At 45.0% G+C, this 8817-nt stretch carries 11 protein-coding genes and 1 pseudogene; 4 read left to right on the forward strand and 8 right to left on the reverse strand.

The window, feature by feature from the left end; genetic code table 11:
• Positions 1–127: 127 nt before the first annotated feature.
• Positions 128–613: pseudogene (locus F6K37_RS25160) on the reverse strand (RpnC/YadD family protein); the annotation flags it as partial.
• 5 nt (positions 614–618) lie between these two features.
• Here F6K37_RS25160 and F6K37_RS25165 point away from each other — a divergent pair.
• A complete protein-coding gene (locus tag F6K37_RS25165) occupies positions 619–774 on the forward strand; it encodes a hypothetical protein (protein ID WP_154659897.1) in 156 nt (51 codons plus the stop codon).
• A gap of 182 nt (positions 775–956) precedes the next feature.
• Here the strand turns inward: F6K37_RS25165 and purL are convergent, their stop codons facing one another.
• Both purL and F6K37_RS25175 read right to left on the reverse strand, forming a co-directional pair.
• Positions 957–3647 carry a phosphoribosylformylglycinamidine synthase subunit PurL gene (gene purL / locus F6K37_RS25170; RefSeq protein WP_287252925.1) on the reverse strand — a complete coding sequence of 897 codons (2691 nt, stop codon included), beginning with the start codon at positions 3645–3647 and terminating at the stop codon, positions 957–959.
• Positions 3648–3801: 154 nt separating this feature from the next.
• Positions 3802–3954 carry a hypothetical protein gene (locus F6K37_RS25175; protein WP_154659898.1) on the reverse strand — a complete coding sequence of 51 codons (153 nt, stop codon included), beginning with the start codon at positions 3952–3954 and terminating at the stop codon, positions 3802–3804.
• Between the two features lie 130 nt (positions 3955–4084).
• Here F6K37_RS25175 and F6K37_RS25180 point away from each other — a divergent pair, with 130 nt between their 5' ends.
• Positions 4085–4273, forward strand: a complete 189-nt coding sequence (locus F6K37_RS25180) for a hypothetical protein (protein WP_044494517.1) — start codon at positions 4085–4087, stop codon at positions 4271–4273.
• Here F6K37_RS25180 and F6K37_RS25185 read toward each other — a convergent pair.
• Positions 4270–4542 (reverse strand): hypothetical protein, encoded by a 273-nt coding sequence (locus tag F6K37_RS25185; RefSeq protein ID WP_009149715.1) that lies wholly within the window; start codon positions 4540–4542, stop codon positions 4270–4272. The genes F6K37_RS25180 and F6K37_RS25185 overlap by 4 nt on opposite strands.
• Before the next feature lie 188 nt (positions 4543–4730).
• Positions 4731–5300: a DUF1802 family protein gene (locus tag F6K37_RS25190; protein ID WP_009149717.1), complete on the reverse strand. Its 570-nt coding sequence runs from the start codon at positions 5298–5300 to the stop codon at positions 4731–4733.
• Positions 5301–5478: 178 nt separating this feature from the next.
• Between F6K37_RS25190 and F6K37_RS25195 the strand changes: the two genes are divergently transcribed.
• Both F6K37_RS25195 and F6K37_RS25200 read left to right on the forward strand, forming a co-directional pair.
• Positions 5479–5670, forward strand: a complete 192-nt coding sequence (locus tag F6K37_RS25195; RefSeq protein WP_287252917.1) for a hypothetical protein — start codon at positions 5479–5481, stop codon at positions 5668–5670.
• A gap of 19 nt (positions 5671–5689) precedes the next feature.
• A complete protein-coding gene (locus tag F6K37_RS25200; protein ID WP_009149719.1) occupies positions 5690–6595 on the forward strand; it encodes an aspartoacylase in 906 nt (301 codons plus the stop codon).
• A gap of 467 nt (positions 6596–7062) precedes the next feature.
• Here the strand turns inward: F6K37_RS25200 and F6K37_RS25205 are convergent, their stop codons facing one another.
• The 3 genes from F6K37_RS25205 to F6K37_RS25215 all read right to left on the reverse strand — a co-directional run.
• The gene (locus tag F6K37_RS25205; RefSeq protein WP_009149721.1) at positions 7063–7719 is read right to left on the reverse strand and encodes a Uma2 family endonuclease; all 657 of its coding nucleotides are present in this window, start codon (positions 7717–7719) and stop codon (positions 7063–7065) included.
• Between the two features lie 302 nt (positions 7720–8021).
• Entirely contained in the window at positions 8022–8483 is a 462-nt protein-coding gene (locus F6K37_RS25210) for a DUF29 domain-containing protein (RefSeq protein ID WP_287252920.1), read from the reverse strand.
• 25 nt (positions 8484–8508) lie between these two features.
• Positions 8509–8817: Uma2 family endonuclease (locus F6K37_RS25215; RefSeq protein ID WP_287252923.1), on the reverse strand; the 309-nt coding region annotated here is incomplete at its 5' end.

The following is an 8817-nucleotide window of genomic DNA, read 5'->3' on the forward strand; positions in this document are numbered from 1 at the left end:
TTCCTGAACTACTGCTGACTTTTTCAGCTGGTCACCCACCAGGAGGTATTGACTCAAACTATTACTCTGACTAATTTGTCAGTTTTACTGAGATCTAGTCTACCGTACTTTTAAAAGAGCCGCACCCAAAAGGATTAGTGCTTTGTTCTAGTTTAGACAGCTGATAATCTAACAGCTTAGCTACTGGAAACTGCAATAAAACTCGACAACCCCAAATCTCGTAATTGTATTCACTTGGTCGCCAAGACTCTTCATCATCAGCGAGAACAGCTAAACTGACTACCTTCCGTCGATACATATCAAAGATGCGATAGTTGTAGACGTACATCCTTTCCGCAAAGACTGACTGAGCCTGACTCTGTACTTCCACATGAATCAGTACCCACGTTTCTTCACCGTCTTGTCGCCAAACTTTGACCAGTTTATCGGCTTCCCTGCTGCCAATTTCTGCATCTCGAGCCACCTGTTGGAATTCTGTATCAAGAAATTCATAGCCTCTTTCCCAGTCAATGTTACGATCAATCTCGGGAAAAAAGAATGCCATGAAGGATTCAAAATAGATGGAAAGCGCTTCTTTCCAGGGATTATCGTAATCGGCTCTTGGATTGGTCATTGAGTATGAGAAAACTGAATTATGCTATCTTAGCAAAGCCCTTGTCAGCCAATCCCTATCCAGCCAATTCCTGCTTAAGGTGTAAGCATTCAGCCATCAGCCGTCAGCCGTCAGCTTATTTTATTCAAAAGCACCTCAAGGAGGTTACGCTATGGGCATAAGCTGATAGCTGAATGCTTACCTTAAGGTTTTTAAAGATTGCGTTCGCGTAGCGTGGCCCAAAGGCCAAGGTCAATCCCAAAGCGGTTCCAGAGGAACATCGCTAAACCGTTTCTCATCATAATAAGGTAAACAAGATTGTTTCCCGATTCCCGATTCCCGATTCCCGATTCCCGATTCCCTCCTAAACCCTCAAACGCCTTTCAATCCCATTCTCCCAACAATCATACATCTCCTGAACTGTCACCTCAATCACACACTGACCATTGCCCACCAGTACTCGTAAACCAGCATTTTCCCCTTGAACAACACCCAGTTGTTGCCAATATCCCTCATCCCCTAACTTTTGCTGTAGATAAGATTCCCAACTTGTTTGGTGTTGAGGACTTACAGAAACCAGAATCCGACTCCCCCCCTCACCAAAGAGCACTTCATCCCAGCGCAGGTCTAACGACTCGGACCTATAGCCTAGAGTAATGTCTGCCCCCAACTTACCTGGGATACAGGATTCAGCCAAAGCCACCACTAATCCCCCTTCAGCACAGTCATGAGCAGAATTTATCCAACCTTGACCGATACCCTCTCGCGTTACCGTTTGGATACGACGCTCTAAATCAAAATCCACTACTGGTGGCTTGCCCGCAACCATGCCATGAATCGTTGCCAGATACTCGGACGCACCTAATGTAATTTGGGATTTAATTTGGGATTGACTATTTTCCCAGTATTTAGTCCCCAATCCTAATAAATAGATTAAATCCCCTTCAGCTTGCCAACCTTGACCACAGGTTTTAGTAATATCAGCAATTAATCCCACCATCCCCACCACTGGCGTAGGGTAAATCGACTGAGGATTGCCGTCACTATCAATGGTTTCGTTATACAAGGAAACATTACCCCCAGTCACAGGAGTGCCCATTTCCCGGCAAGCCTCTGCTATTCCTGCACAAGCAGAAGCCAGTTGCCAGTAACCCACAGGCTTTTCTGGAGAACCAAAATTCAGATTATCCGTTACTGCCAAAGGTTCTGCACCCACACAACTCAGATTCCGTGCTGCTTCTGCTACCACAGCCTTTGCCCCTTCATAGGGGTCAAGATAAACATAACGGGAATTACAATCTACAGTTGCCGCCACACCAGCATTAGAGGTTACAGATCGAAGGTTAGCAGGTTGAAGGTTAGCAGGTTGTTCGCCTTTGGCGTTCCCGTAGGGTAGGTTGGTTGAAGGTTGAAGGTTAGCAGGTTGTTCGCCTTTGGCGTTCCCGTAGGGTAGGTTGGTTGAAGGTTGAAGGTTAGCAGGTTGCAGGTTAGCAGGTTGTTCGCCTTTGGCGTTCCCGTAGGGTAGGTTAGCAGGTTGCAGGTTAGTTTCGGTTGAACCTTGGCCTTTCGGCCACGCTTCGCGAACAACATTCAACCTTTCAACATTCAACCGTTCAACGTTCAACCGTTCAACGTTCAACCGTTCAACGTTCAATCCTTGTAAAGGGCGTAACCGAATCACCGCAGCATCAGCATTTCCTGGCAGAATTAAGGTATTGTTTTGGACTTGGTGGTCATACTGGCGATAAACCCAACGTTTCGACGCAATAGTTGGAGTATCTAGGAGTTGAAGTAAGATTTGATTCCAAGTGTGATGCTTACCGTTAATCTCAATACCTGTAACATTACAGGGAGGGAGGGATTTCCCATGCCATTCCCAAGCCTTCAATGCATAGTCTGGTGGTTCTGTCAATAGCTCCCGGTGATAAATTGGAGTATTATCTGCTAGAGCAGTAGCTGGGATTTCTGCTGCTACCTCTCCTTTGAACAAAATCCTGACCAAAGGTTCTTCGATTACCTTACCTGCTACCACAGCATGGAGTCCCCAACGGTGGAAAATATCTATCAGTTCTTGTTCTCGACCCTTGTGGGCAACAAACAGCATTCGTTCTTGGGATTCCGACAGCAGGTATTCATAAGGCACCATACCCGTTTCTCGCGCTGGAACCAGGTCTAAATCGAACTCAATACCCAAGCCCCCTTTAGCTGCCATTTCTGAAGTAGAACAGGTTATGCCAGCGGCTCCCATATCTTGAGCAGCTACTACGGCACCGGTTTGAAATGCCTCAAGACAGGCTTCAATTAGAGACTTTTCTAGGAACGGGTCCCCCACTTGCACCGCTGGGCGGTCATCTAGGGATTGATCCGTCAGTTCCGCACTAGCAAAACTTGCCCCTCCCATGCCATCTCTACCGGTAGTGGACCCGACATAGAGCACAGGATTCCCCACCCCAGAGGCTCCAGAGGTAACAATTTCTGGAGTTTCCATCAGTCCCAAGGCCATGACATTCACCAAGGGATTACCAGTGTATGCCCGGTCAAAGTAAACTTCACCCCCTACTGTAGGGACACCCACGCAATTGCCATAGTGACTGATTCCTGCTACTACCCCATTAAACAATCGTCTAGTGTTGGCATTATCCAAACTCCCAAAGCGCAGAGAGTTTAAGACCGCAATCGGGCGAGCTCCCATGGTAAAAATATCCCGTAGAATCCCCCCTACTCCGGTAGCAGCTCCTTGAAACGGTTCTACCGCTGAGGGGTGATTGTGGGATTCGATTTTAAAGGCCAGTTGTAGCCCATCACCTAAGTCTACAACACCAGCATTTTCCCCAGGACCGACTAGAATACGTTTGCCTTCTGTGGGAAATTGCTTGAGTAGAGGACGGGAGTTCTTGTAGCAGCAATGTTCCGACCACATCACACCGAACATTCCCAGTTCAGCTTTATTGGGATGACGCCCTAGGCGCTGGACAATTTCTTCATATTCAGAAGGGGTTAACCCTTCAGCAGCAATCTCTTCTGGGGAAAAGGAGGTAGAGGAATTAGTGGGCATATGACTCTGGCACAAAGGGCACAGAGATAATTTTATAGAGTTATTGCTATCAATAGCTAGACTTCTTCGACTCCTTTGGATGTTTGCGTTCGCGAAGCGGTTCCAAAGGAACATCGCAAACATCCAAAGGAACATCGCGTAGGGTGACCACAGGTCAATCCCCTATTTTAAGCTGACTTCTGACTTCTGACTTCTGACTTCTGACTGCTGACTTCTGACTTCTGACTTCTGACTTCTGACTTCTGACTTCTGACTTCTGACTTCTGCTATACCTTGCCAATTCCTTAGCCACAATAAAATCACCCACGTGGGTAATGTCCCGGATATATTCCCCGTATTACTCTTGAAGCATAGCTGTCACTTACAACATTGATTACCCCTAAAACTGCAGCTGTATCAATCTATCCATTAATGTATCCATTGGAGGCAAATCCATTATGTCTAGGAATTTCGATCATATAGCCTACTCTGTATCCACCCTAGTTTATCAATACAATTGCTATAGCCCAGACACAATCGAATACGTTTTATTTAATCAAGGACTCCTAGCCGGTCTCGAAAGACAAACCGAAGCTAGCGACAGTCCAGTTTACCTAGAAGGGTATCAGATCGGACAGAGCTATTAAATTAGGATCCACTTTTGACACTCCCCGGCGTAAACGCGCGGGGATTCAAAGCGAGGAGTTACCCAAAAGGGCATTGCTCGTAACAACCACATCGACTTCCCGTACCGTAGTACCAAGAAATCGGCAGTCCACTTGGCGGTGCCAATTGCCTCTACTCTCTCCGACAAGATATTGTCATTGAGTCTACTTTTAAAGTGTTTGATTCCCGTGACTTTAAAGACTATTTGCTTATAGAGGGCTGGGATTGGAGTCTTTAACCGGGTCTCCATTTCGGTGAACCACCTTTTAACCAAAGGGTCCCACTACCAGGAATCTCACCTTTTCTTTTTAGGTCATTGCGTCGTTTCTATCTTAGCACAAAGCCGTCCTAGAAGGACGGGGTTTCAGACCCATCTTCTTTGATGACCCTGCGCCCACTGGGGGGAGTGCGCAGAGCAAGTGGCGTGGTTGCTCCCAGTCAATCCTCGATCAGACTGCGAATTTCTCTGACTTGTTCGATATACTCCCCATCATTCCAAACCGGTACAACTCCCTGGTAAGAAATCGGTTCAACTAAATCAATCCATGAGCGACAGCCTCCGTACTCTTGGTGGTAGGGAGTGATCACAGGCTCAGGTAACTGATAAGTACGCAACAGCAATACATATAAAGGTTGACGTGGCTTCCACTTCAAACGCTCACTGGCAAATTGTTCATTCCAAATATGATAGGGTAGCAGAGCAGCAATAGTAGATTGCTCCGTTACCGGCAAAATATCAGTAATAGACGCCCAGCTACCAATCCGAACAGTTTCCGGGTGCCAACCTGAGGGCACAGGTTTCACTTGTTCAGCATAGTCAGGTTTAAGCAAATTAGGCTTTTGATGCTCATAGGTAGGGTAGAGTAAAACCTGGTGGTGAGCCACGCTGAAGCAGTTGCCCTGTTCACGAATACCCCCTTTGCGCAACAGCATAATCGTTTTGCCCGCTTCTAAGGCATCAACCGCAACACCCCATTCTTTCAGGGCATGGGTAGTACTTGAAAGCATAAGTTTAGTAATCGGATTTTTCCAACAACAATAAGAGGTTTGCGTTTTCCTAGGATAGAATGCCAAGATTACTCTCAGTAGGGAATCGGGAATCGGGAGTCGGGAGTCGGGAGTCGGGAGCGGTGCGACCCAAGGGCGATTTACTCGTCCTAGGAGGCGCGCACCGAGGGAGTCGGTAATGTACTTAAGCTACAGGCAACGCTATCATCTCCCCATCTCCCCACACTTCCCACACTTTTCCTGTTCCCATCCGGCCATCTGGCCATCTCCCCACCCTCCCCACACCTCCCACACTCCCCGCGCCCTGTTACCGATTCCCGATTCCCGATTCCCGATTCCCGATTCCCGATTCCCGATTCCCTTAAATTAGATCCATATACCAACCACCCATGAGTAATTCTGAAGCAAACAACCGTAAAACTATTAACAAAGTCGCCATTGTAGGAGGAACCCACGGTAATGAATTTACCGGTGTATACCTAGTCAAAAAATTTGATAAGTTTCCAGAATTAATCACTAGACCTAGTTTTGAAACCTCGACACTGATCGGTAATCCCCAAGCCTTTCAAGCTGCCAGGAGATATATTGATACAGACTTAAACCGCTGCTTTGCTAAAAGTGACCTGGAAAATTCCGAGCTTTCTTTCTATGAACAAACCAGAGCCAAAGAGATAGCTCAAACCCTAGGGCCAAAAGGCAATTCCAAGGTAGATTTTATTCTAGATTTGCACAGTACCAGTGCTAATATGGGGTTTACTATAATTCTCGTCAACAACGACCCCTTTAATTTGCAACTCGCTGCTTATCTGAGTTCCCTTGACCCCTTAGTTAGAGTTTATAGTTCCATTGAACCAGGTAAAGAAAATACCTTTCTAAGATCCCTATCTAACTTCGGGTGTTGTATTGAAGTCGGTCCCATTGCACCAGCTAGTCTCAAGGGCGCTATTTTTCAAAAAACTGAAGCCTTAATTCACGCCACGTTAGATTATATTGAAGACTATAATAACGGTAAACTATTATCAAACACTTATCCTCTAACCATTTATCACTATTTAAAAGTAGTTGACTATCCCAGAAACGAAGCTGGTGAACTAGAAGGTATGATTCATCCTCAGCTCCAGGGCAGAGATTATCAAGAACTTAATCCTGGTGACCCCATGTTTCTTACCTTCGATGGCACCACAATTTACTATGAAGAAGAAGCCACCGTTTGGCCAGTATTTATTAATGAAGTTGCCTACTATGAAAAAGGAGTAGCGATGTGTTTGACTAAAAAAGAGATAGTTAGGGAGTAGGGAACAGGGAATCGGGAATCGGAACCCACCCCTAACCCCTCCCAGGAGGGGAACGGGAATCGGGAATCGGGAATCGGGAAAGATATAGGGTGATGGGGTGATGGGGTGATGGGGTGATGGGGTGATGGGGTGATGGGGTGATATCAGGTTCGGATAATTAGTTATAAAAAACTTTATCCCTTGAAACCTTACTCCTTTACTTCTGCCTTCTGCCTTCTGCCTTCTGACTTCTGCCTTGTTTTTGCCCCTAGTATAAGTATTCAACCGGACATGATATGATGGGAAGATGGGGAGAATACAGAATTTTATTGCTGATAAAACTTTGATTAATTACTAATTACTAATTATAGCGTTTTGCCTGTAGCTTAAGTAGAATCCCGACTCCCGATTCCCTCGGTGCGCGCCTCCTAGGGCGAGTAAATCGCCCTTGGGTCGCGCACCGCTCCCGACTCCCGACTCCCGATTCCCTACTCCTGACTCTGTAATCCCTGCTGCAATATTTCTAAAACTTTGGCTAAATTTCCGGCTAATAACGCCGCTTTATCTAACCATAATCCAGGGAAAATTTCTGAACAAAGTATGCCCTCAGGATTGGTTTCCAGTTGAGTATAGTCCCCTTCCCTTAACCGAAACCAATCAAATTCACCATCATCAACTCGCCATACCAAATATTCTTGTACTCCATTACGACGATAAACGTTTAATTTTTTATGTAAATCAATAGAAACAGTGCTAGCCGCAATTTCTACGATTAACTCCGGCGCACCTTCTACATAATCATCCTCAGTAATGATTGATTGTCCATCTTGTTCTATTCTCAATAACGCATCAGGTTGCACTTCGTTATCAGCATCTAGGCGCACAGTTGTGTTATCGAGTGTTTCTACTCCTGGTCTACTTGCTTCATAGGTTCCTAACCATGTCATAATCCGAGAATGGGGTTTGCCATGTTTTTTTGCTCGTACAGGAGATGCCATGTAAACAATTCCTTCAATTAATTCGGCTTTTTTCAAATCAGCCATAGCGGAATAGCGACGCTCAAATTCAGCAAGGGTTAGTTGATCCCCATTTTCTAAAGGAGGAATAGTCGGGTCCCGAGTAATTGTGGCAGTTGATGTGATCATTTTTGGCTCTACTTTACTTGTTATTTAACAGGGAACAGGGAAAGAGTGGGGCGGGGGCGCGGGGAGATGGGGAGATGGGGAGATGGGGAGATGGAGATGAGGAGATAGGGAGATGGGGAGAATGCAGAATTTTATTGCTGATAAAACTTTGATTAATTGCTAATTACTAATTATAGCGTTTTGCCTGTAGCTTAAGTATAATCCCGATTCCCGATTCCCTCGGTGCGCGCCTCCTAGGGCGAGTAAATCGCCCTAGGGTCGCACCGCTCCCGACTCCCGATTCCCGACTATTCAAAACTGATTTATTCCTTCGGCAACCATTCGATATCCAGTAATTGGTCAAGACAGTAGGGACATTCTGGAGGTAAACTTACGGAATTCTGAGTTTTTATCGTCACAAATCCTAAGGCATCGTTATAAATAGAACTCAGTTCATTATCTAGATAATTACGGAGATTAGTCGTTAGTTTACGTTTGAGCTGAATTCTGAAGTTATAGATTTCCCCTTGCCAGTGAACTGCATTATAATCATATTCACTTGTCCAATATTGCAGGAATAATAAATGACGGATAACTTGTTCTAAAAGGCTAGCTACGGCATTTTTCTTCTCTCTGCCCAAATCCTCTAACTCCTCAATTAAGTTATCCCAATCTAGTTGATTAAATTCTTTATTTTTCAGGAGCTTAATCGTTTCTTCTAGCCATTGGACATCATCAATGTCGTAGAGATTTTTTAAATCTAAACTACTATTTATACTACTCATAGTCAATTGTTCATAAAAATATCACTTACTTTTCTATATCAAACACTCCAGATACTTTTAAAGTAATATCCTTAAATCCAGGAGATAACACTAACTCATCACCAGAAAAGCTACCAACTTCTGTATAACTTGTTCCTGTCAGTTTTAAAACCAATATAGTTTTACTTTCCGGGTCCACAATCCAGTATTCAGGAATAGCACAATCCTGATATTGGATTCTTTTCGCAATATAGTCTCGCTCTCGTTGTAACTCTCCTGGGCTAACCACTTCAACCACTAATAAAGGCGGTGACATAGAGAGGCGAATGGTATTACGCTTTGATAATTGTTGAAT

Source organism: Moorena sp. SIO4E2, assembly GCF_010671945.1.
GTDB lineage: Bacteria > Cyanobacteriota > Cyanobacteriia > Cyanobacteriales > Coleofasciculaceae > Moorena > Moorena producens.

Excerpts from the sequence above, each read along its gene's own strand:
- F6K37_RS25190 (WP_009149717.1), bottom strand. The coding sequence starts at position 5,300 with ATGCTTTCAAGTACTACCCATGCCCTGAAAGAATGGGGTGTTGCGGTT.
- purL (WP_287252925.1), bottom strand. The coding sequence starts at position 3,647 with ATGCCCACTAATTCCTCTACCTCCTTTTCCCCAGAAGAGATTGCTGCT.
- F6K37_RS25165 (WP_154659897.1), top strand. The coding sequence starts at position 619 with ATGAGAAAACTGAATTATGCTATCTTAGCAAAGCCCTTGTCAGCCAAT.
- F6K37_RS25195 (WP_287252917.1), top strand. The coding sequence starts at position 5,479 with ATGTACTTAAGCTACAGGCAACGCTATCATCTCCCCATCTCCCCACAC.
- F6K37_RS25185 (WP_009149715.1), bottom strand. The coding sequence starts at position 4,542 with ATGGAGACCCGGTTAAAGACTCCAATCCCAGCCCTCTATAAGCAAATA.
- F6K37_RS25210 (WP_287252920.1), bottom strand. The coding sequence starts at position 8,483 with ATGAGTAGTATAAATAGTAGTTTAGATTTAAAAAATCTCTACGACATT.
- F6K37_RS25200 (WP_009149719.1), top strand. The coding sequence starts at position 5,690 with ATGAGTAATTCTGAAGCAAACAACCGTAAAACTATTAACAAAGTCGCC.
- F6K37_RS25205 (WP_009149721.1), bottom strand. The coding sequence starts at position 7,719 with ATGATCACATCAACTGCCACAATTACTCGGGACCCGACTATTCCTCCT.
- F6K37_RS25180 (WP_044494517.1), top strand. The coding sequence starts at position 4,085 with ATGTCTAGGAATTTCGATCATATAGCCTACTCTGTATCCACCCTAGTT.